Origin of the sequence: Paenibacillus glycanilyticus NBRC 16618 (assembly GCF_004000805.1) — a bacterium.
Lineage (GTDB): Bacteria > Bacillota > Bacilli > Paenibacillales > Paenibacillaceae > Pristimantibacillus > Pristimantibacillus glycanilyticus.
Genome location: NZ_BILY01000019.1, coordinates 86351 through 109012, shown reverse-complemented (window position 1 = coordinate 109012; position 22662 = coordinate 86351). Strand labels below are relative to the sequence as shown.

21 protein-coding genes are annotated in these 22662 nt (G+C 51.0%); 12 read left to right on the top strand and 9 right to left on the bottom strand.

Going from position 1 to position 22662, the window contains the following annotated elements; all coding sequences use genetic code 11:
* Positions 1-32: 32 nt before the first annotated feature.
* From PGL01S_RS16825 to PGL01S_RS16810, 4 genes are all read right to left on the bottom strand, one after another.
* Positions 33-269: an NHLP leader peptide family RiPP precursor gene (locus tag PGL01S_RS16825; RefSeq protein WP_127495742.1), complete on the bottom strand. Its 237-nt coding sequence runs from the start codon at positions 267-269 to the stop codon at positions 33-35.
* Between the two features lie 197 nt (positions 270-466).
* Positions 467-781, bottom strand: coding sequence for an NHLP leader peptide family RiPP precursor (locus PGL01S_RS16820; protein WP_127495741.1), 315 nt, complete (start codon positions 779-781; stop codon positions 467-469).
* Positions 782-863: 82 nt separating this feature from the next.
* The gene (locus PGL01S_RS16815) at positions 864-1796 is read right to left on the bottom strand and encodes a class 1 isoprenoid biosynthesis enzyme (protein ID WP_127495740.1); all 933 of its coding nucleotides are present in this window, start codon (positions 1794-1796) and stop codon (positions 864-866) included.
* Positions 1797-1819: 23 nt separating this feature from the next.
* Positions 1820-2530, bottom strand: coding sequence for a hypothetical protein (locus tag PGL01S_RS16810; protein ID WP_127495739.1), 711 nt, complete (start codon positions 2528-2530; stop codon positions 1820-1822).
* Between the two features lie 330 nt (positions 2531-2860).
* On the opposite strand from PGL01S_RS16810, the gene PGL01S_RS16805 reads away from it, so the two are divergent.
* Positions 2861-3427: a hypothetical protein gene (locus PGL01S_RS16805; protein ID WP_116393621.1), complete on the top strand. Its 567-nt coding sequence runs from the start codon at positions 2861-2863 to the stop codon at positions 3425-3427.
* A gap of 25 nt (positions 3428-3452) precedes the next feature.
* On the opposite strand, the gene PGL01S_RS16800 is transcribed toward PGL01S_RS16805, so the two are convergent.
* On the bottom strand, positions 3453-4325 hold the full coding sequence (locus tag PGL01S_RS16800; RefSeq protein ID WP_127495738.1) for an SDR family oxidoreductase: 873 nt from the start codon (positions 4323-4325) through the stop codon (positions 3453-3455).
* 241 nt (positions 4326-4566) lie between these two features.
* On the opposite strand from PGL01S_RS16800, the gene efeO reads away from it, so the two are divergent.
* From efeO to PGL01S_RS16770, 6 genes are all read left to right on the top strand, one after another.
* Positions 4567-5433, top strand: a complete 867-nt coding sequence (gene efeO / locus PGL01S_RS16795) for an iron uptake system protein EfeO (protein WP_127495737.1) — start codon at positions 4567-4569, stop codon at positions 5431-5433.
* 4 nt (positions 5434-5437) lie between these two features.
* Positions 5438-6727 carry an iron uptake transporter deferrochelatase/peroxidase subunit gene (gene efeB / locus PGL01S_RS16790; protein ID WP_127495736.1) on the top strand — a complete coding sequence of 430 codons (1290 nt, stop codon included), beginning with the start codon at positions 5438-5440 and terminating at the stop codon, positions 6725-6727.
* An 18-nt stretch (positions 6728-6745) separates the two neighbouring features.
* The gene (locus PGL01S_RS16785) at positions 6746-8569 is read left to right on the top strand and encodes an FTR1 family iron permease (protein WP_127495735.1); all 1824 of its coding nucleotides are present in this window, start codon (positions 6746-6748) and stop codon (positions 8567-8569) included.
* Positions 8570-8612: 43 nt separating this feature from the next.
* A complete protein-coding gene (locus tag PGL01S_RS16780; RefSeq protein ID WP_015842624.1) occupies positions 8613-8825 on the top strand; it encodes a hypothetical protein in 213 nt (70 codons plus the stop codon).
* Between the two features lie 189 nt (positions 8826-9014).
* A complete protein-coding gene (locus PGL01S_RS16775; protein WP_218032374.1) occupies positions 9015-10412 on the top strand; it encodes a glycoside hydrolase family 26 protein in 1398 nt (465 codons plus the stop codon).
* Between the two features lie 69 nt (positions 10413-10481).
* The gene (locus PGL01S_RS16770; RefSeq protein ID WP_116393627.1) at positions 10482-11186 is read left to right on the top strand and encodes a hypothetical protein; all 705 of its coding nucleotides are present in this window, start codon (positions 10482-10484) and stop codon (positions 11184-11186) included.
* Positions 11187-11226: 40 nt separating this feature from the next.
* Here the strand turns inward: PGL01S_RS16770 and PGL01S_RS16765 are convergent, their stop codons facing one another.
* Entirely contained in the window at positions 11227-12078 is an 852-nt protein-coding gene (locus PGL01S_RS16765) for a lipase family protein (protein WP_244935627.1), read from the bottom strand.
* Positions 12079-12501: 423 nt separating this feature from the next.
* Here PGL01S_RS16765 and thrS point away from each other — a divergent pair, with 423 nt between their 5' ends.
* Positions 12502-14415 carry a threonine--tRNA ligase gene (gene thrS, locus PGL01S_RS16760; protein WP_127495734.1) on the top strand — a complete coding sequence of 638 codons (1914 nt, stop codon included), beginning with the start codon at positions 12502-12504 and terminating at the stop codon, positions 14413-14415.
* A 29-nt stretch (positions 14416-14444) separates the two neighbouring features.
* Here thrS and PGL01S_RS16755 read toward each other — a convergent pair whose 3' ends face one another.
* Complete coding sequence (locus PGL01S_RS16755) at positions 14445-15611, bottom strand: magnesium transporter CorA family protein (RefSeq protein WP_116393629.1); 1167 nt, start codon at positions 15609-15611, stop codon at positions 14445-14447.
* Positions 15612-15784: 173 nt separating this feature from the next.
* Here PGL01S_RS16755 and PGL01S_RS16750 point away from each other — a divergent pair, with 173 nt between their 5' ends.
* Positions 15785-16354: a general stress protein gene (locus tag PGL01S_RS16750; RefSeq protein WP_127495733.1), complete on the top strand. Its 570-nt coding sequence runs from the start codon at positions 15785-15787 to the stop codon at positions 16352-16354.
* 76 nt (positions 16355-16430) lie between these two features.
* Here PGL01S_RS16750 and PGL01S_RS16745 read toward each other — a convergent pair whose 3' ends face one another.
* The gene (locus PGL01S_RS16745; RefSeq protein WP_244935625.1) at positions 16431-17696 is read right to left on the bottom strand and encodes an NAD(P)/FAD-dependent oxidoreductase; all 1266 of its coding nucleotides are present in this window, start codon (positions 17694-17696) and stop codon (positions 16431-16433) included.
* A 24-nt stretch (positions 17697-17720) separates the two neighbouring features.
* Entirely contained in the window at positions 17721-18584 is an 864-nt protein-coding gene (locus PGL01S_RS16740) for an AraC family transcriptional regulator (protein WP_127495732.1), read from the bottom strand.
* 191 nt (positions 18585-18775) lie between these two features.
* On the opposite strand from PGL01S_RS16740, the gene PGL01S_RS16735 reads away from it, so the two are divergent.
* From PGL01S_RS16735 to PGL01S_RS16725, 3 genes are read left to right on the top strand one after another with little or no spacing between them, the layout of a single operon-like run.
* A complete protein-coding gene (locus PGL01S_RS16735) occupies positions 18776-19948 on the top strand; it encodes a galactokinase (RefSeq protein ID WP_127495731.1) in 1173 nt (390 codons plus the stop codon).
* A gap of 31 nt (positions 19949-19979) precedes the next feature.
* A complete protein-coding gene (galE, locus tag PGL01S_RS16730; RefSeq protein WP_116393637.1) occupies positions 19980-20966 on the top strand; it encodes a UDP-glucose 4-epimerase GalE in 987 nt (328 codons plus the stop codon).
* Positions 20967-21002: 36 nt separating this feature from the next.
* Positions 21003-22592: a UDP-glucose--hexose-1-phosphate uridylyltransferase gene (locus PGL01S_RS16725; RefSeq protein WP_127495730.1), complete on the top strand. Its 1590-nt coding sequence runs from the start codon at positions 21003-21005 to the stop codon at positions 22590-22592.
* Positions 22593-22662: the final 70 nt, after the last annotated feature.

The following is a 22662-nucleotide window of genomic DNA, read 5'->3' as shown; positions in this document are numbered from 1 at the left end:
GCATCGGAGTGGTTTTCTATTAATTAACCCGATTACCAAGTAGGGAATTCTTCTGCTGAAGCGGCTTTCATTGCGGAAGGTTTAGGAGGCAAAACTAAATAGAAATGCTCTGGTGACTCTTCTACAACACTGATCTCAAAATTCTCAGGGATATCTACTCCAAATGCGTCTTTAATTGCTGTTTTGGGATCGCTTAATAATTGTTGTTTAAAATTTTCGTCTTCCCATGCTTTCTGAATGATTTGCTCACGAGTAATCTGATTCGACAAAATAATCCCTCCGTATATGATGCAAATTTGCGACTCTAGCAGTGAAATTATAGCATACTATATGGACAGATTATACTATTTTTCTATAAATTTCGACAAAATACACTCTTATTTTCCTAGGAAAATAGAATCTGTTTTGTAAATGAAGGATAAAAAAACCACATTGACTATCAATGTGGTTTTTTTAAAAGGAAGATTTACCAAGCTGGAATTTCTTTAACATCTTGTTTTTTCATTTCAGATGGCTTAGGCGGGATAACGAAGAAATATTCGTCGGACGATTCTTCTACTACTTTAATTTGCGCAGTAGTAGGAAGCTCGATACCAAATGCTTCTTTGACAGCAAGCTTAGGGTTTGCGATGAATTGTTGTTTAAAAGCTTCGTCCTCCCAAACCTTTTGAATAATTTGATTACGGATAGCTTGAGGAGAAGTAGTGCGTGCATTAGGCGTCTCGAATTTGTCGAACAGTACAAATGGAGCAGGTGTTTGTTTTAATGCGATGTTTTGCATTTCTAAATCCCTCCAAAATAAATGTAATAATTTATATGTTCCAATAAATTATATCATATAAATTGGGTACATTATACTATAACTAAGTGTTATTCGACAAAATATAGTCAAATCCGCCAGACAATAATGCGGTTTTTGTCTCCTCTACTTGTTTGGCAAAATGATAAAGATCTTCATAGATGGAGTAACTAAAGTGCAGTAGATGCTTTAATTGCAGAGTGTGATTGGCTATGAAACTGATATGTTCATGACAACTATTAGTATAGTCGAGCAAGATACTTCGATCGTAGATAAAAGATTCGACTTCCGATAACTCGAGTGGCTCGTTTTGGTTTTTCGCAGCTTTGATCATGGACAGTAGGCAATTATAGCTATTATCTTTCAAATCTTCCTTCCAGTCTGTCAAATCATCGGCGAGCTGCAAGAGAACAAGACTATGGTCAACAAGCTGTTCCACCTCTTCGATTTTCTCCGGTTGATTCGCTAATAACAGGGCTCCTGTACTTGCTAGCTTAAGAGGGGAAGCTTTTTTGGCAATCATTAGATTATCCGACATGAAATAGTCTTCTTTATTTTCGTTTACGACAGTGACAGCCCACTCATTAACGTATTGCTGACGATAGTTCCAGAATGGGGATTCTGCTTCAAATATTTCACGAAGAATGAACTCGAACTCGGATTGGAGAAGCTGCGCAAGAGCAAGTTGTTCTTTCCACGCGATTGGAGTCTCATCCATTACGTCGTCTTGCAGGAAGTAATAGAGCATATTGAATACGTTTGCCAATGACAGCTTGCGGCATTGTTCAACGGGTAGGTTAGTAATCTCATTCATCCAATATGGCAGCAGATAACATATATAGTTCTTTGCGCTTTCCTTTTGAAAGACATCAAACTTGTCCAGGTAGACTAATCCCGTTTGATTAAATGGAGAAGGAAACTTATTGATTCTTGCACGAGCTTCGGAAAAGACTTCTAATAATTCTTCTTTGAAAGATTCTAAGTAGTTCCTAGTCATGATGCCCTCCATTAGTTAGGTCTTTATTCATCGCGCTTCATAACCTCCATCAAGGCAACAATCTTGACGGAATTGAATTCCTCCGGAGAAAGGCGAGAGAGAAGAGTTTCTTTAATGGACTGCTTCTCTTCCGGCGTCAAGCCGTCCTTCGCTTTATCGGCGAGCCCGGTTAATTCCTTCATGGAGAATTTGCTGAGCAGCAGCTCGGCCGCTTCATCTTTATTCTTCACAACAAGCTGGCCGCCTGTGGACGGCTTGTCCGCCGGCTTAGTATTTTCCTTACCACTGCTTGCCGCGTTACCGGAATTAGAACCTGATTGATCCGGCTTTTCCGCATTTGTACCTTCGGCTTTACCGCCGTTGCCGGCATCGGTAGAGACGGAGCCCTGCAGGGCTTCCACAGCTTTTTTATCAAAATATTTGGAGTTATCGGCGATGATCTGCTGAACGGCAGGATCCTTCTTGAACGACTCGATTTCATCGGTGGTCAGGATTTGATCGGCCATTTCATTCATCATTTTGTTGGATAAGTAGTGGAACCCGATCTTGTAACCCGCAAATCCGACGACGCCAACGATGACGATCACGGTCAGCAGTCTGGTCCATATCACCGTGCTTTTCTTTAATGGCTTTCGGGAGCCGCCGGGATACTTGATCCAGGCTCTGCCGTCCTTGCTTTTGTACTTTTGAATACCTACGAGACGGAGGGGCGTATTCACCTTTTTGAATTCCATTTGTATCGAAATCTCCTTTTGTATCCCAGCTGTAATGTGGCTTATTATACCATATATAAGTAGATTACTAGAAACCGATCTAGTCCCAATTCCTCACCTGATCATTCGAAAGAACTAGCGGTAAACTAATTTACACTTTCCTGCCTATTTGTTAAGTTTTGATTGAGAAATACTAATAATTCCATTAAGATAAGAGAAACACTAGGTAAATTTTCCAGAACAGGACCAAGGTCGTGGATAGGACTGTACCTCAGCAGGTTAATGAAGCCATGGCTCCTGCATTAAAGTTAGATGAGAAGCGTTACTTCTTTAATGTGGAGGTTGTCGGGCATGACAAGAGAGCTGGAGGTTTATGTTGTCTTAACGGACACGGGAACATTATTTACGAGAACGATTAAGTGGTTTACGAAGGATCCGCTTAATCATGCGTCGATTGCGTTTGACAGCGGGCTAAACGAAGTGTACAGCTTCGGCCGGAAAAACCCGCAGAATCCGTTCTTCGCCGGCTTTGTGAGGGAGAATATGCGCGGGCAGTTATTCGCCGAAGCCAGATGCGCCTTGTACCGCTGCCGCATACAACCGGCTGCTTACGCCAAGATGCGAGGCGTTATTGCGGAGATGGAACGGAATAGGGAACTGTACCGGTATAATCTGATCGGGGTTATCGGACTGCTGTTTAACACTAGGATCATTAAGAGGGATTACGCCTATTTTTGCTCGGAATTTGTGGCATCGGTATTCGAGAAGAGTGGGGTCCATCTTGTAAATAAATCTTCGTTTCTTGTAACGCCGGGGGATCTAGAGAATACATCGAAGCTGGAGCTTGTGTACGAGGGCAGGCTGCAGGACTTATTAGATAAATGCATAAACGAGGAAGCTGGAAAACGCCTTGCGTAATAGACGCAAGGCGTTTTTGCTTTTTTTAACCGTTTACAACTTCGCCGCCGTTAATGTGGATGAATTGGCCGGTCACATAGCTGGAATCCTGGGAGGCCAGATATACATAAGCCGGGGCAAGCTCATACGGCTGACCGGCCCGTTTCATTGGCGTATCCGATCCAAAGGTGGATACGGATTGCTCATCGAAGGTGGACGGGATAAGCGGAGTCCAGATTGGACCTGGAGCAATGCCGTTGATCCTTATGCCGCGTCCGGCCAGGTTGGTTGCAAGCGCTCTTGTAAAAGAGACGATGGCGCCTTTGGTAGCGGAATAGTCAATTAAGGTCGGATTGCCTTTATAGGCGGTGATTGATGCCGTATTAATAACGGATGCGCCTTGCTTCAGATGAGGAAGGGCGGCTCTCGTCATAAAGAACATGCCAAATACGTTAGTCCGGAACGTCTTCTCAAGCTGCTTCGCCGTAATATCTTCAAGCCGCTGCTGCACATGCTGCTCGGCTGCATTATTCACAAGAATGTCCAGCTTGCCAAAGGTCATCACCGTCTGCTCAACGGCATTCCGGCAAAATGCTTCATCCCCGATATCTCCGGGAATTAACAGGCAGCGTCTTCCGGCTTGCTCGATCTCCTGTTGAACAAGCTTGGCGTCTTCATGCTCATTGTAGTACACGATGCTTACGTCGCAGCCTTCGAGGGCGAACGCCACCGCTACCGCACGGCCGATACCGCTGTCTCCTCCAGTAATAATGGCAGCTTTATTTTCAAGCTTGTTTGCTGCTTTATATTGATCGGTTTTATAGATTGGAAGCGGGTTCATCTCGGATTCTATGCCTGGCTGATGATTCTGATGCTGGGGCGGGAAAACCGCGGTCTTGTTACTTGATGATTGTGACACAGGGTAAAGCCTCCTTTTCTGGATATCCGTTCTTGTCTATTAGTGTGGGAAGTTGGAAGGCCTGCTATACACTATGCTTGAGCGGAGGCGGAGGAATAGGCGAAAGCCTGTCCATATGCGACAAGTGTCTAATAAAGGGTTAGTGCTAAAAATGCTAATTGACAATGATTATCATTGTGAATATACTCATTGGTAGTTCATTACGGAATTATATATTAATGGGATGAGGGGTTAAGGATTCATGAAAATCAAGGTAGCTGCGGTAGTGCTGGCAAGCACGGTCGTATTTGCGGGATGCGGCTCGAACAATAACAATGCGGATAATGCTAAAGAGGCTGCCGCGAATACTACAACAAATACAGAACAATCGGCGCCAAAGGTGGAGAACTGGGATGAGATTACCGGCCAATACCGCCAGTATGCTCTCGATCAAACCGATAAGCTGGTTGCCGAAACCGATAAATTTGTTCAAGCGGTGAAGTCCGGCGATGTAGAGACGGCGAAGTCGCTGTACGCGCCAACCCGGATGTATTACGAGAGAATCGAGCCTATCGCGGAAGCTCTTGGCGATCTGGACCCTAATATCGATGCACGCGAAAATGATGTAGAGGAGAAAGACTGGCGCGGTTTCCACCGCATCGAGCAGGCGCTTTGGGTGAACAACGCAACTGCCGGCGCGGAAGATTATGCTTCCCGGTTACTTGACGATACGAAGACGCTTCGTGCCTTGATCGAAACGGTAGACGTAGAACCTAGCTTGCTCGTAACGGGAGCGGTTGAGCTGCTAAACGAGGTATCCTCTTCGAAGGTAACCGGCGAGGAAGAGCGCTATTCGCATACGGACCTGTATGATTTTGCGGCTAACGTGGAAGGCGCGAAAAAAATCTACGAGCTGCTGAAAGCCGAGCTGAACAAGCAGGACGCTGAATTGGAAGCGCAAATCGGCACAAGCTTTGATAACCTGGAGCAAGCACTCGCAGCGTATAAGAGCGGGGACGGATACGTTTCCTATACCGATCTGAAAGAAGAAGATACCAAGAAGTTGAGCCAATTGCTTGACGCATTAGCTGAACCGTTGTCCCAAATGGGAACGATTCTGGGAGCGTAATGAGATGACAACAGACAACAAGAATAATCAAGCTGGAGACAGCATCTTGGAGAAACCGATCAGCCGCCGGGATATTTTGCGGCTGGCCGGTGTTGGAGGCGCCGGGCTATTGCTTGGCGCTTCAGGCGTTGGAGCGATTTTCGGAGCAAAAGGCAGCTCCGCCTCGGTTGCGGCCAAGGCAAGCAGCGAGGACAGGATAGAATTTTACGGCAAGCATCAGGCCGGCATAACGACACCCGCGCAGGATTTTCTGATGTTCGCTGCCTTTGATCTGACAACGAATTCGATTGATGACGTGCGCAAGCTGTTCAAGGCCTGGACGGAAGCTTCCGCATCCATGGCAAAGGGCGAAATGATCGGGGAGGTCAATGATAATCTGAATCTTCCTCCTGCCGATACGGGCGAAGCCGCGGGATTGAATCCTTCAAAAACAACGATTACGTTCGGCGTAGGACCGTCCTTTTTTGACTCGAGATTTGGGCTTGCCTCCAAACGGCCGGCTGCGCTTGTGGATTTGCCGGCCTTTGGCGGCGATGAGCTGCGCGAGGAATGGTGCGGGGGCGACATTGGCGTTCAGGTGAATGCCAACGACATGCAGACGGCCTTCCATGCGATCCGCAATCTGGCCCGCATCGCAAGGGGCAAGGCGGTGCTGCGCTGGACGCAGGAGGGCTTCCAGCGCACCGGCGGCGCCGATCCGAAGGGAGCAACTCCGCGTAATCTAATGGGCTTTAAGGACGGTACCGGCAATCCGGATACGAAGGACGAAGCGTTGATGAACGACGTCGTATGGGCGCAGAGCGGTGACGGCACGCCGTGGATGGCAGGCGGCAGCTATATGGTTGTCCGCCGCATCCGGATTCGGGTGGAGGTATGGGACCGTTCAACCCTTGGCGATCAGGAAGCGACATTTGGCCGGCATCGTGACAGCGGTGCGCCAATCGGCTCCAAGAACGAGTTCGATTCGGTGGACCTCGCCAAGAAGGATGAGAAAGGGAAGCCGCTTATCCCGGTAAATTCCCATGTTGCGCTGGCGCGGGGGAACGGCTCGGTCAAAATCCTTCGGCGATCCTATTCCTATTCGAGCGGCATGGATAACCGGACAGGGCAGTTTGATGCAGGACTCTTATTTATTTGTTATAACCGCGATACAAGAAAGCAGTTTATTCCGATGCAGCAGAAGCTTGGACAGATGGATGCCCTGAATGAATATATCGTTCACAACGGCAGCGCCGTATTTGCCTGCTTCCCTGGCGTACGCGAAGGCGGCTATATCGGCGATACGTTATTGTAGAAGGGAGAATGACTTGACATGACCGGGCAACATCAACTTAAAGCTTTAATCTCCCGAGTATTGCTGGTTCTAGTTGCGGTGTGGATCGGGACGTTTGCCGCAGCTTCAACGATTAGCCTCGGCAACACCGCTTATGCTGCGGATGCGTCGTCATCCGAACAGCTGGGCAAGCTGCTGCCGCTTGTTGGCGGCGCTCTTGCCGCGGCGGGCGAAGGTGATTGGCAGGATGCCAAGGATCATATCCGGCAGGCGAATGAGAGCTGGGAGCAGCTAAAGACCGGGGCGAAGGCAGACTCTGCCGATGTATCCTCGGCCATTGCTCACGCCACGGAAGCGTTGGATCAGGCGGCGAATAAGCCGGATGAGGCGAAGGCGGCTTTATCGACGCTAGCGAAAGCGATCAATACGTTTGTGAAGAGCGAGAAAGCAGCCGAAGTGCCGGCGCTGTCCGGGAAAGACGCTGCAGCAAGCCTGCTGCCTCTGGCGGAGAATCTGCTCCGCAGCATTGAGGCCGGACAATGGGAGCAGGCGAATGCCGCATACAAGCAAATCAACGACGGTTGGCCGCCGATTGAGCAATCCATCCGCAGCGAGAATTTTACCGTGTATGGCAAGCTGGAGACGAGCATGAGCATGATCCGGATTGCCCTGCAGGCTGAACCTCCTCGTGCCGAGGATGCCAAGACTTATACAACAAACCTGATTACTCTTATCAACGACTATAAAGACGGGAAAATCGCAGCTGCAAGCACGGATTCGGAAGGGCTGACCATTGCGGATTTAATCGCGATATTAAATCAGGCATCGAAGGATATTGCAGCGAACCATTATGCCGAAGCAAACGGTCAGATGCAATCCTTCATCAGCAGCTGGCCTGCCGTTGAGGGCCAGGTGTCAATCCGGTCCGCCGCGGTTTATCAGAACATCGAGATCAAGATGACCGATGTGTCCAAATATCTGCTGGCCGCAAATCCGGTACCGGATAAGGCGGAGGCGGTTATCGAAGAGATCCGCGGTCAGCTCGAACCGATGACGTCGGAGGCCAAATATACGGCATGGGATGCCGGAATGATTTTGCTGCGGGAAGGACTCGAGGCGATTCTTGTTCTTGCGGCATTGCTTGCTTATTTGAAACGCACGGACAATCAGTCCAAAAATGTCTGGGTATGGTCGGGCGTATGGACGGGATTGCTCTTGAGTATTGCCTTGGCCGTACTGTTGACTACGGTCATTGCGGAAGCAACCGCGGGCAGCGCGCGGGAAGCGATGGAAGGGATTACGGGACTTGTATCCGTGCTTCTGATGCTTTCCGTGGGCAACTGGCTGCACAAGAAATCGAATCTGCAGGCTTGGAACAAATTTATCGATGACCGGATGGGCAATGCGCTTGCCAAGGGAAGCTTGTGGTCCCTATTTATCGTTTCGGGTTTCGCGATTTTGCGGGAAGGCGCGGAGACGACAATCTTCTATATCGGCATGGCAGGCTCCATCGATCCCGTTCAGATGATCCTCGGAATCGGAGTCACGCTCCTCCTGCTCTTGATTATCGGCTTTGCGATCATCCGCTTTAGCGCGAAGCTGCCGATCCGTCCGTTTTTCCTAACGGCTTCGGCTCTCATCTATTACCTGGTAGTCCGTTTCCTGGGGGAAAGCATTCATTCGCTTCAGGTCGCTTCATGGCTTCCGGCGCATTCCTCGGGATCTCTTGCCACCATTGGTTTCCTGGGCGTATACCCGACATGGGAGACAACGATTCCGCAGTTGTTCGTTCTTGCGGTTATATTAACAAGAATCGGAATTGTGCAACTTCGCAAAGTCCCGGCCAGGGGGCTTGCCGATTGACGTTTCACTTGATATGCTGAGTACATTAAAGTGAGGTGATCATATGTCCGCCAATGAACATAATGAGGTTCAAGCTGAGGCGCCAGCGCAAGCTAAGCCGCTTACACAAGCTGAACGCGCGAAGCAGCTTCTTGCTCAGAAGAAGCAAGGGCAAAACGGAGCAGCCGGTCAGAAGCATCAATCGACTTCCACGCAGGCTATGAAGAGCCAGAATACGAAGAAAGTAAACAACCAGCGCAAAAAAATGGGTGTTTAATAAAAACATGCAGGGGCTGTCTTTAACTAGTCTATTCGGGACTAGGCAAAGGCAGCCTTTTTTCATAGCGATAGCCCCGCCCGAATACGTATAAATGCCGCCTCTTTGCCTCATCCTTGGAATAGAGAAGAGGAGGAGGTTCCCCTGCTGAGCTATTGGTTAACGCATCGACGCAAGCTGCCCGGCCTGATGCTCGTCTGCGCTCTCATCGTCATGCTGGAAGGGGCGGAAAGCGCTGCTAGAAAACAACATCCGCTTGCTAATCCAAGCACCTATGCGGCTGCCGTTCAAGTGGAAGAGGCACGTTATTCGGAGTGGACCATTCATGTCTCATCCTCGCATCCGAATTATCGGCTGGCGAAAGCCGAGCCGGTGTCCGGAGCCTATTTAGGTGCCTATGTGCTGCAGAACTCAACCATCCATAATAGCATGGCGGAGTTCAATAACTTAGCAGGGAAGCAGCATGCCAGCTTTTTTAAATATGTCGGTTACGGAGAGCCGTTCCCGTCCGATTGGGTGACTGAAGTAAAGGAAGCGGGCGCATTCCCCCACATTGCATGGGAGCCTAACGACGGGCTGGCCAAGGTGAAGGACGATGCTTACCTGCGGACATTTGCCGAAGCGGCGCGCAAAGCCGATGTGCCCATTTTTCTGCGTTTCGCATCCGAAATGAACGGTACCTGGACGAATTACAGCGGAGACCCGGATCTCTATATCAAGACGTGGAGAATGGTTCATGACGTATTCGAGAAAATAGCTCCGAAAACGGCCATGGTCTGGACCGTGCTTAATGTGCCGGAGCGTCCGATTGAAGCCTATTATCCGGGTGACAATTACGTAGATTGGGTAGGAATCAACGTCTACAACGTAAGATATCATAACGGAGATATCCGGCAGCCGTCCGATTTCGAAGATCCGCTTCAGATGCTTGATTACGTGTATAACCGGTTCAGCAGGACAAAGCCGATTCAACTGTCGGAGTATGGCGTTACCCACTATACGGTGACCGACGGGGTGAAGGATAACGCTTTTGCCATTGCGAAAATCAATCGTCTGTATGCCAATCTTCCCAGGCTTTATCCAAGGGTTAAGGCTGTCTTTTATTTTGATGTGAACAATCTTGCGGAATATAATGAGGTACGGCGCATTAATGACTATTCCATCACGAATGAACCCCGGATCCTTGAAGCCTACAGACGGGCCGCAGCCAGTCCTTATTATTTGAGCCGTTTAGAGGAGGACTTTGGAAGCGGGACTTCCGCAATCGTAAACCAGCCGTTTACCTACCGCGGTCATATATTCAAGCTAGACGGAGAGCTGTATGTGGACGAGGAATTTTTCAGCCGGATCCTTCAGGCGGACGTGAAGACGATGAAGGACGGGATGATTCAGCTAATCCGATGGGACAACGGAATACCAAGAATGGCGCAGGTCCCGTTCGTTCCGCATAAAATATGGAGCGGTTACAAATTGAACGGCGTTACCCCGTTATGGCGGGACATAAAAGCTCTCCCCCTTGTTCTGACAGCCAAGGAGCTTGGCTACCGGATCAGCTGGAACGGAATTCACATCTACATGGAGGAATGAAACCGCTTATCCCCCCGCATAATGAAAGTACACAATTCCATTAACACAGCATGAACGGAGGGATGAATCATGACAGCGATCAGCGGCTCGCCTATACGGATTTACTTGCTGGCTGGCGTTGCTACAACCAAAGGCTATTTTGATGAATGCAGGAATCAGCTTGACCGGATATTTCGGGCGGATGGCCGCGAGCCAATCATTCATATTCTGCACCCGTATGGAGATGTAAGCCGTAATCTGTACCGGCAAATTGTTGAAGTCGGCACGGATCTTACCAACCGCTTGTCCATTGGCCGGATCGGCGGGCGTGCGGCATTCCAGCAAGTGAAGGAAACGATGAAGAGCGAGGAGGAGCCGATCCTTTTTATCGGACATAGCGGGGGAGGAGCAGCAGCCTATCAGGCGGGGAAAATGCTGCATCAGCAGCGTTTGAACCGGAATTTCCGGATTGTTCAGGTGGGCTCGCCTCGTATTCCGATTCATCCGGAGCTGCGGGATAAAGTATGCTTTCTTCACTCCGTTGATACGGAAGGAAAACTCACCGATCCGATCAGCCGGATCGGTACTTGGGGAGGATGGTCGGCAGAAGGGGCATCGGTGCCTCGCTGGAACCGGTTCAAATATTCCCCGTCTATTGTGGAAGGGATTCCGTTAATCGGCGGACATGCTCATTATTTCTGTCATCAGACTCCTTACGTGGATCAGAATTCGGTATGCAATTTGGATAAGACCATTAACCGGGTACGGAACTGGCTCCTTCAATCCTGGACCTGAAAACGATAAAAAACTCCGCAGCTTTGCGGAGTTTTTTTGTTCAAGTTAGCGGGCACCAGCCCGGCGGCTCCGAGCAAATCGCTTCGGCGAACTGCGGCTCCTCGCCGCATAAGTCGGCAAAATAGCTGCTCAGAATATGATTGCCGGAAACCGAGCCCATCCGGAAGGCGCGTTTTACCTCGCCTTTGACATGCATATAAAAATACGTTTTCTTCGTATCCGGAGACTGATAAACAAGCGGAGGCAGATGGGGAACGATATCGTATTCGTTTTGGAGGCGCCAATGCGTCTCTACCGTATTGTTGTATAGCTTGACGAAGCGAGTATCCCCGACTCTTGGAGCGCCAAAGGTATAGACGATGGGCGCGGTAAACGGCGTGTTGACGGCGATATCAAGGGCAGCTAAAGTAGCCAAGGCTCCGCCTAAACTATGGCCGGTAATAAATAACGGTTTTTCTACCGGCAGCTGCTCGATCAGATCAAGCACCTGCGAGCGGGTGGTTGTATAAATGTCGGTAAAGCCTTTGTGGGTTTGGCCGGCATTTTTAACGGGACGGTATGTCGTCTGTTGGGCAATAAAATCCGATACCCAGTCCACGGCTGAACCGGAGCCCCGGAAGGCCAGAACGGAAGAACGGTCCGATTGCAAAACAAAGCCAAAGCGTTCCTCGGTATCATCATAAGCTTTGGCAGAGAAAGCCCCCACTAGTTCATACCCTCGGGGGACAAGGAAAAGGCCGTCCTTATTCTCGAATTGTGAGTAAGTCTGTCCAGCAATACCGGCAAGAAACAGGGCGATGCGGAGATCAAATTGCTGCGGCTGGCCTTGTCTCATTGGCCTTGGCAACGCCGTCGTCGTATTAGAATTGGACCTTCTCGTTGTTTTTGCCATATACGGATCCCTCCGCTCTTATCTTGGGCTGGTTATGTATACTATGTCTGGGCGCTTGTATGGGGAACTGATTCCTCTTGACTTTTTGAAATAAAACATTGTAACATAATAGCAATTTCATACGAAGGCCATGACCAAAGACATGATCTCCTTCCCTATATCCGCCCAGAGAGAGAAGCCCCGGCTGAAAGCTTCTTCGGTGAAAGATCGGGATTACCGCTTTGCAGCCGTCACCTGGAACCCGCAATTGCGGCTGTACACGTAACCGACTGATCCCCGTTAACGGATTCCAATGAGCATCGTCGCGCCGGTTACGCGCGGGATGGAATTAGGGTGGAACCACGAGCAGAACGCACTCGTCCCTTGCAGGGAGAGCTGCGTTTTTTTGCGTTCAAAAAATAAGGAAGAATTGGAGGAGCAAAAATGGAGATTCAAGCTGTTTGGCCAGACGGAAGCATAAGGAGGGTATTGCAAGGCACGACCATTGCGCAGGTAGCGGAATCAATGGATGCCGATTGGAAGAAAACGATAATAGCGGGGGCAATCGACGGCACGATGACCGATCTTGATGAGCCGTTTGGCGATGGCAGCCGAATCGACATGATTGCTCTGGACAGCCCGGAAGGGCTTTATATTTCCCGGCATAGCACCGCGCATGTGCTTGCGCAGGCGATCAAACGGCTGTACGGCAGCGAAGCGGTAAAGCTGGGCATCGGACCGGTTATCGAGGATGGCTTTTATTACGATGTAGACCTTGCCCATACGCTTTCGACCAAGGATCTGGAAGCCATAGAGAAGGAAATGCGGAGCATCGTTAAAGAGAATTTGCCGATCAGGCGGAGAGTTGTATCGCGGGAGGAGGCGCTGGCTCTTTTCGAAGAAAGAGGGGAGCCGCTCAAGCTGGAGCTGATCCGGGATTTGCCGGAGGGCGAAGTAATCCGAATTTACGAGCAAGGGGAGTTTGCGGACCTGTGCCGCGGGCCGCACTTGCCTTCAACCGGGCGCATCAAAGCCTTCAAGCTGCTTCACGTGGCAGGCGCTTATTGGAGGGGCAATTCCGACAATAAGATGCTTCAGCGCATCTATGGTACAGCATTCCTCAACAAGACGGAGCTAGCCGACTATTTGTACCAGATGGAGGAAGCGAAGAAGCGGGACCACCGCAAGCTGGGCAAAGAGCTGGAGCTGTTTATGTTCTCGGAGGAAGCGCCGGGGATGCCGTTTTACCTGCCCAAGGGAATGGCGATAAGGACTGCGCTGGAAAGCTTCTCCCGGGAGCTGCTTAACCAGAACGATTATGAAGAGGTCCGCACGCCGTTTATGATGAACAAGCGGATGTGGGAGCAGTCGGGACATTGGGATCATTACAAGGACAACATGTATTTCACTAAGGTTGACGAGTCCGAATTCGCGTTAAAGCCAATGAACTGCCCGGGGCATATGCTGATCTTCAAGAACAGCTTGCGCTCCTATCGGGAGCTCCCGGTACGACTGGCGGAGTTCGGCCAGGTACACCGGCATGAGCTGTCGGGGGCATTAGGCGGCATGATGAGGGTACGCACGTTCTGCCAGGATGATGCCCATCTGTTTGTCCGTCCGGATCAGATTGAAGCGGAAATCGGCAAGGTCATGAATTTGATCGGTGAGGTGTACAAGGTATTCGGGTTTGCTTATACCGTCGAGCTGTCGACCCGGCCTGTTGATTATATGGGCTCGGATGAGCTGTGGGATGAAGCCGAGCAGTCTCTAAAGAATGTGTTGGATGCACAGGGAGTGAACTATCGCGTTAATGAAGGAGACGGTGCCTTTTACGGACCGAAAATCGACTTTCATATCGTGGACGCCCTGAAGAGAAGCTGGCAGTGCGGAACCATCCAGCTTGATTTCCAGATGCCGGAGAAATTTGATCTGTCTTATATCGGCGAAGACAATAAGAAGCAGCGGCCGGTTGTTATCCACCGCGCGGTTTACGGTTCTCTCGACCGGTTCATCGGTATTCTGATCGAGCATTACAGCGGGGCTTTCCCGATCTGGCTGGCCCCGGTGCAGGCCAAGGTAATACCGGTATCGGAGCATGAGCTGGATTACGCGCTTCAAATCAAATCGCAGCTTATTCAAGCGGGAATTCGGGTAGAAGTGGACGCCCGCAGCGAAAAGCTCGGCAATAAAATAAGGAAGGCCCAGCTTGAGAAGGTTCCTTATATGCTTGTCGTCGGGAAAAACGAGCGTCTAAGCGGCAGCGTATCGGTCCGCAAACGAGGCGAGGCGGAAGGATCCGTGAAGCAGCCGGAAGAGATCGCCGGAGCGATTATAGAGGAACTCCACAGCCGGAGATAGGCATGCAAAAAAGGCGCTTCCCGACGATTTTAGATCGTCTTGGAGCGCCTTTTGCGTGACAGCTGGGACAGGTTCGGTTCCGTCTCCATGCTTTCGCTTCTATCGGTTAACTGTTCTTCGAGCATTACGGCCTGCTTTTTACTTTTCTTGTTTTTATTGGAATCCCGTCCCGTGAGCAAATCGCCGGTCCAGCCCTTTTGCCATAACCAGACATAAATCAGGATGGTGATTACAAGGATAACGACGCACATCCCCGCAAAGCCCAATTGATGAGTATCCCATGGAAGCGGCTTAAAGTTTGTTCCCCATAGGGCACCTATAACGGTAGCAGGCGTAAAGATAACGGTGAAGATGGTCAGCGTCTTCATAATATCGTTGCCGCGGAAGCTGGAGAGCGCGTCATCCATCGAAATCAGCGTATCGATCTCGAGCGCGTAATGCTTCAGCAGAGAATCAATCCGGTCCAGCTTGTAGGTGGTGCGTTTGAATACTTCCGTCTCGGTCAGCGTGTCCATAAAAGCCTCCTGGGCAGCACCGTACAGCTCGCGGATAGGGATAAAAAGATGGCTCCAATGCAATAAATCATAGCGGCGTTCAAAAATGACGTCGAGGAGCCCCGTTCTATTCGAGATCCGCATGGCCTGCTCAAGCTCGCCCAGCCTTTTTTCAAAGCCGTCAAGTCCCGTATGGAACGGTCCAAGCAGCTGCCCCAGCATAATAAAAAACGCTTCGGGAGCGGATGCGCAGTCTTTGAGCCTGGAAGTAACCGAATCATCCTGCAATCGAATCATGAGGCGCAGGTCCGTGTGCAGGGTAACAAGCTTATCCACGGTAAGCCAGAAGTGAAAAGGCTGCACATCGGTCATTTCCTCCGATGCCTGCAGCATCAAAGTGCCAGATACGATTGTACCGTGATCGGCATAATGCGCCACGGTAACCTTGTTGACCTGTCTGCCCCAGCACTCGTCCAGCCAGCTTGAGCATTCGGGAAGGAGGCGCTTGCATGCCAATTGTTCTTCCATGTCGTCGTCTGTTACAGGAGGTGCTGTAAATGTCATAGATGCCTTAGACGTTTCCGTTTTTTTTCGATTGTCTTTGCGCTTTGGCAGTTCCTCGGTCGTCTCCATCGGAGGCCGTTCCAGCTGAAGCACATGCCATTCCCAGTCGTCGGGATAGCGAAGCATCCGGTGAATCATTTTTTACCTCCTGTTCGTTCCTGTCTGAATTCCGATTTCCATGTCGCTTACTCTTCATCATAACCTGAACGGCTTTCTTGCACAACCTTCCTATAACCGAGATTAAACGAGATTGATTGCCGGTGAAACAGGGTATAACTACCTTGAAGGAAGAAGAGGAGGATGATGAGACAATGGCTAAAATAATTGGATCATTCGCTACACAGCAGCAGGTAATCGATACTATTCATTCCCTTGAGCAAGCCGGTTTCGTCCAAGGAGAAATGAAGATCCTCGCGAAGGATAGCGAGCATTCCCGGCGAATTGAAGCCGAGAGCGACATCCACGTCGACGAATTGACGGAGCTGGCGCAAACGGCAAACGAAGCGGAGAGGGACGAAAGCCGCGGAAGGGCTTGGACGGGGGCAGCTTTTATCCCGGCCATCGGTTTGACGGGAGGCGGGTCATGGAACCCGGGATTTGCGGCTGCGGGGCTGACGGCGATGGGAAATACGCTGACCGGCGATTATATTTTCGGTGATGAGGATCATATCGAAGGGGCTATGATGGCGCTTGGACTCGAGGAGCAGGAAGCAGCCTCCTGCCGCGATTCCATTCGGGAAGGCGCAACCTTAGTCATAATCGAGACGGAAGAGAGCAAATCCTTGCTGGATAAGGATGGCGGCCCGGATTTGTCGCGTCTTGGCATCGCGGAAGGCATTTACAGGGAGAACGGAGCGAAACGGATTTTTCACGGCTCCTGATTTCTCTCCAAGATAGAAGAAGGGATTCGGCTCTTGGCTGAATCCCTTTTTGAGTGCTGCTGCATCGCTGCCGAACTTATGCTTGAAGGGTTGGCCGCTTCAGCCCTACGATATCGACGAGCGGATGATGCCCCTCTTGGATGAGAGCAAGCAGGATATTAGAAGCCATCATGCTGTACACCGTGCCGTTGCCGCCGTACCCCAGGCAATAATAAACACCGGGCATAGCGGGATCCTCCCCTATAAAAGGCAGATTATCGACCGATTCTCCGAAGGTCGCGCTCCATTCGTATTCGAACGGGGCATCCAGCATCGGGAAGTGTGCGGTCAGCTTGTCATACAGCTTATCGATACGCTTGCTGCGCTCTTGCTCGCCGTCAATGGGATGCTCGGTCGGTTCATCCAGTCCTCCAATGATCACTCGTCCGTCCATAGTCGTTCTCATATATAAGTAAGGTCTGTCGGTTTCCCAGATCAGCATCTGTTTATGCCAATGAAGCAGCTTGTTCTTGTCTTGCACGGCAGTTACGGCAACAAAGGAACGGTTCAAGATGGGCTTGATTAGCTGCCCCCGCAGCTCTTCGGGTTCATATCCAACGGCGTATACGACTTTGTCCGCCACAACGACATGTCCGCTGGCGGTTGCAAGCCGATGCTTGCCGTCTGCCGTACTCTCATGAGACACCACATCCGTATGCTCGAATATGCGCGCGCCGTTTGCCGTTGCGGCTTCTGCCATTCCGTGAACGAACCGGAACGGATTAATTTCAGCATCGCCGTTCGTGATAATTGCTCCGGGGCGGCGGAAGGGGAAATGCTTAGAAATCGTATCCGCTTCCCAAAAATCGACATCAAAGCCGTTCTGCCTCAGGGTCTCGTACTCCTTCCGAAGCTTCGGAAGATCCTGCTCCGAGCTGGCGTAATAAAGGCTGCTTCGCGGCACGAAATGGGGATTGGCAGACAGCTTGCCCGAAATTTTGCCAATCTGCGCAACGGCATCCTTGCAGGCAGCATAGAATCTTACGGCAGCTTGTTTTCCGATCTGCCCGATCAATTCACATAGCATAATATCATTAGAAAATTGCAATAATCCCGTATTGGCGGAAGTGCTTCCACCCGCAATCGTCTCTCTCTCCATAATGGCGACGTTGATGCCGCTATTCTGCAACGCATAGGCACACATGGACCCTGACATTCCGCCCCCGATAATGGCTACCTGCAGCACTTGTATGTCTTCCGACAGGGCGGAATATTCCTTGTATTGCTCCTCGGTTGTCGGCCAGAACAACCGTCCGCTGTGCAGCTCCTTCATAAAGATCACCTCGCCCGTTAATATGCCCAATTATGGGCTAACCTTGAATACCCGTTACGACTTCATTTGACGCATGGATTCGCGGTAGGCGGAGGGGGATAAGCCATAGAATCGGCGGAATTGCTTGGAGAAATACAAGGAGTCCTGAAGCCCGACGGACGCCGAGATCTGCTCGATAGTAAGTCCTTCGCGTTCCCGGATCATTTGCCGGGCCTTGTCGATCCGGAGCTTGAGCAGGAAAGTAATCGGCGATTCGCCTGTATAACGTTTGAATACCCGAGAAAGATAAGCGCGGTTGTAGCCGAAGGACTCGGCCATCTGCTCGATCGATACGGGCTGGGCGTATTGGGTTGATAAATAATGAATCATTTGCTGGATCAGCTTATCGGTGTCATCTACATCCGTCATAGCTCCGTTATCTTCAGCCAATTGATGAACCGTGCAGAATTCAGCCAGCAGCAGCTGCAAATAACCGGCGGCTTTCAGATGGGCTGCAGGATCGTTTTTGCGAAAAATGCTGAAAATGTGGTTGTACAGGACGCCTAGGCGCCTTATCGCAGCCGTCTCGGCGACGGGATTGGCCACGGAGAAGCCAGCCGCCTGCACAAGCTCCGCTGCCTGCGGGCCGTTAAAGGCGACCCAGCGGTAAAGCCAAGGCTCGTTGGCATCGGACACATAGCTGACAAGCGCCTCGGGTTCGATCAGGAAGGTATCCCCAGCCCGAAGAAGATAGCTTTTTCCTCCGCAGGTGAATTCTCCTTTCCCTTCAAGCACCGTATGCATGAGGTAAAAATCATATACTTTAGGTCCCCGCTGATGAGACGGTTTGGTTTGGCTCTCGCCTGCAAACAATACATTCATGTGCTCGTTGTACGTAATGACGGGATTGGAAGCTACCTTATAAGTATCTTGCCTCATCTTTGACGGCACCTGCCTTCCGGTGTTGGATTTACATTAATCCCATATTATCATGCCAAGAAGCTTGCTAAAAGTCACATAAATCCATGTAAAAAGCACTTTGCGCCATTTTGCTCGGGCAATCGCTTGCGTTATACTGAAAACAGAACAAAGGCTTCAAAAATTATACAAAAAAGGACTGTTGCAAGCATATGGCCTCTATCGAGCAGCTTACACAACAATTTATACAGCAATTCGGCGGAGAAGCCGCTGAGATCAAAGCTTTTCACGCACCGGGACGCGTTAATCTGATTGGCGAGCATACCGACTATAACGGCGGTTACGTATTCCCGGCAGCACTTACGTTCGGCACAACCTTGCTGATCCGCAAGCGCGATGACCGTCAGCTTGGACTCGCGACGACAAACTTCCCTTCCTCCAAATCGCTAGACATCGACAACATCGCATATGACGAAGCGGATGACTGGATGAACTATCCGAAAGGGATCGTTTACGAACTGGAGCAAAAGGGTATCAAATTCAGCAGCGGTTACGATCTGCTTTTCCACGGCGAGATTCCGAACGGCGCGGGCTTGTCCTCTTCCGCATCGATTGAAGTCGTAACGGCTTACGCTTTGCTTACGTTGGAAGGCCAGCCTACGGATACGGTTCAAATTGCCCTTCTGTCCCAGAAATCGGAGAACGAATTCAACGGCGTGCAATGCGGCATCATGGACCAATTCGCCGTAGCTAACGGCAAGAAGGACCATGCCATTCTGCTGATGTGCGACACGCTGGAGTACGAACTCGTTCCGTTCCAATCCGGCGCTTACAAGCTTGTCATCGGCAACACGAACAAACGCCGCGGCCTGGTAGACTCCGCGTACAACGAACGCCGCTCTCAATGCGAGCAGGCCGTTGTTGACCTGCAGGCGGCATTCCCTGAGCTGAAGCTTCTGGGCCAAATCAACCTGGAGCAATTCAACGCAAACAAACATCTGATCAAGGATGAAGTTGTCCGCAACCGTGCACAGCACGTAGTCGAAGAGATCGACCGCGTTCTTCGCTCGATGGATGCCCTGAAAGCTAATGATCTCGAAGCGTTTGGCCAATACATGAACGGCTCGCATGATTCGCTCCGCGATTTGTACGAAGTAACGGGTCCCGAGCTTGACGCGATGGTTGCGGCTGCACGCCAGGTTCCGGGTGTGCTTGGCTCCCGCATGACGGGCGCGGGCTTCGGCGGCTGTACCGTATCGCTTGTTCACGAAGACAGCATCGAACGCTTCAAGGAAGAAGTAGGACGCAAATATACGGAAGCAACGGGACTAACTCCGGACTTCTACGTTTGCAGCATCGGCAATGGTGTAGAACAGCTTCAATAATATAAAACATAGAGAAAGTGGGATGAGGAGTATGGCAGTATTGGTAACCGGAGGAGCGGGCTATATCGGTTCGCACGCCGTGGCTGCTCTTGCAGAACGCGGAGAAGAAATCGTGGTAGTCGATAATCTGCAGCAAGGTCACCGGGAGGCGGTTGTTGGAGGCAAGCTGTACGTAGGCGACCTTCGCGATGCGGAATTTATGGATACGGTGTTTAAAGAAAACAAGATTGACGCGGTTATTCACTTCGCGGCAAACTCGCTGGTTGGCGAGAGCATGACAAACCCTGCGAAATATTATCATAACAATGTGTACGGTACGCTGTGTCTGCTGGAAAAAATGATCGAGCATGACGTAAAGAAGATCGTCTTCTCTTCGACGGCGGCAACTTACGGCGAGCCCGAGAACGTGCCGATCGACGAATTCGACCGCACGCTTCCAACGAACACTTACGGCGAAACGAAGCTGGCGATGGAAAAAATGATGAAGTGGTTCGATGTCGCTCATGGCCTCAAATACGTATCGCTTCGTTACTTCAACGCAGCGGGCGCTCACGCCAGCGGCAAAATCGGCGAAGATCATAGCCCGGAAACCCATCTGATTCCGATCGTGCTCCAGGCTGCGCTTGGCCAACGTCCTCATATCTCGGTATTCGGCGATGATTACGCAACGCCGGACGGCACTTGCATCCGCGATTATATCCATGTGAGCGACCTCGCCGACGCCCATGTACTTGCCGTAGATAAGCTTCGTCAAGGCTCGGACAGCGCGATTTACAACCTTGGCAACGGCCAAGGCTTCTCCGTCAAAGAAGTGATTGAGATTGCCCGCAAGGTGACGGAGCGCGAGATCAAAGCGGTTATCGAGCCTCGCCGCGCAGGCGACCCGGCTACGCTTGTTGCATCTTCCGCACGTGCCCGCAAGGAGCTGGGCTGGAACCCGTCCCGCGCAAATCTCGAGGACATTATTCGCAGCGCCTGGAACTGGCACGTCAATCACCCTAACGGCTACAGCAACTAAGCAGCCGCTTAGGAACGGAAAGGAGCTTTTTACATCATGACAGTCAAAGAAAACACGACCGTTACCGCAGCGGAAGCGCTTGTCCTGATCGACAGGCTTGTCCAATTTGCCCTTCGCCAAGGAATGATTGAGCCGCTTGACGTGAACTATTCCCGTAATGCGCTGCTGGATTTGTTCAAGTTCACGGAGCCGCATGAAGGCGAGATTCCGGAGGAAGAGCTGGACAGCCCGGTATCGCTGCTGGAGCCTTTGCTCGATTACGGTTATTCGGTCGGCCTGATCGAAGACAACATTTTGACTTACCGCGATTTGCTGGATGCCCGCATTATGGGGCTGCTTATGCCGCGTCCTTCCGAGGCTGCGGCTGCGTTCCGCAAGACAACGGCAGAGGCCGGCATCAAGGCGGCAACGGACGCTTTTTACAAGCTGAGCATCGATTCCAACTATATCCGGATGGACCGCATCCAGAAAAATAAATACTGGCTGCACGAAACCGAATACGGCGAACTGGAAATTACGATCAATCTGTCGAAGCCGGAGAAGGATCCGAAGGAAATTGCGCTGCTCAAAACCTTGCCGCAGGCGCATTACCCGAAATGCCTGCTCTGCGAGCAGAACGTCGGCTACGCCGGCCGCGCGGATCATCCGGCACGCCAGAACCTGCGCGTGCTGCCGCTGACGCTGGATAACCAGCAGTGGTACTTCCAATACTCGCCGTACGTGTACTACAACGAGCACAGCATCGTGTTCAAAGGCGCCCATGAGCCTATGGTAATCTCGCATGGCACCTTCAAGCGCCTGCTGGACTTCGTGGAGCAGTTCTCGCATTATTTCATCGGCTCCAATGCCGATCTGCCGATCGTTGGCGGCTCGATTCTAAGCCATGACCATTTCCAGGCTGGACGCCATACTTTCCCGATGGAGAAGGCAAAGCCGGTAGCTTCGTTTACCGATCCGTCCTTGCCGGGCGTACGCTTCAGCATCGTGAATTGGCCAATGTCGGTTGTCCGCGTAAACGGCGCTTCCAAGGACGATGTCCTGCAGGCAGCCTGCCGGATGCTCGATACATGGCGCGGCTACAGCGACGAAGCGGTCGACGTGCTTGCTTTTACGGCTAACGGCGACGGATCGCTTACTCCGCATAATACGATTACTCCGATTGCAAGGCTGCTTGATGACGGTGCTTACGAGATTGATCTCGTGCTCCGCAACAACCGGACCAGCGAAGAGCATCCGATGGGGATTTTCCATCCGCATCAGCACCTGCATCATATCAAGAAGGAAAATATCGGCCTGATTGAGGTTATGGGTCTAGCCGTGCTTCCTGGCCGCCTGAAGGCTGAGCTTGAACAAATTGCCGGTTATCTGACCGGCAAGACCGAAGCGCTCCATAGCGAGCTGCACAGCGCGGACCATCCGCTCCGTCTTCACGCGGAATGGATTGAATCGCTGGTAGCCCGCTATGGCACTTCCAATACGGATGAACAGGCGCAGGCTATCGTGGAAGGCGAGACAGGCGCCAAATTCTCCGAAGTATTGAAGGACGCTGGCGTGTTTAAGCAAACCGAAGAAGGCCATGCCGCATTCCAGCGTTTCCTCGCTGCATTCGGCCTGAAACAAGCCTAATATTGTAGGTCTAAAGCCGTCGTATTGCCCTTGGGACATATACGACGGTTTTTTCATATGAGGAATGTGC